General features: G+C 53.9%; 1 rRNA gene. It reads left to right on the plus strand.

The annotated features are described in order from the left end of the window. Positions 1-440, plus strand: a 16S ribosomal RNA gene (locus PGH32_RS24620); the annotation flags it as partial.

Consider the following 440-nt stretch of genomic DNA (forward strand, 5'->3'; position numbering starts at 1 on the left):
CCTACGGGAGGCAGCAGTGGGGAATATTGCACAATGGGGGAAACCCTGATGCAGCGACGCCGCGTGAGCGAAGAAGTATTTCGGTATGTAAAGCTCTATCAGCAGGGAAGAAAATGACGGTACCTGACTAAGAAGCCCCGGCTAACTACGTGCCAGCAGCCGCGGTAATACGTAGGGGGCAAGCGTTATCCGGATTTACTGGGTGTAAAGGGAGCGTAGACGGTGTGGCAAGTCTGATGTGAAAGGCAGGGGCTCAACCCCTGGACTGCATTGGAAACTGTCATACTTGAGTGCCGGAGGGGTAAGCGGAATTCCTAGTGTAGCGGTGAAATGCGTAGATATTAGGAGGAACACCAGTGGCGAAGGCGGCTTACTGGACGGTAACTGACGTTGAGGCTCGAAAGCGTGGGGAGCAAACAGGATTAGATACCCGAGTAGTC

Origin of the sequence: Erwinia sp. SLM-02 (assembly GCF_037450285.1) — a bacterium.
Lineage (GTDB): Bacteria > Pseudomonadota > Gammaproteobacteria > Enterobacterales > Enterobacteriaceae > Erwinia.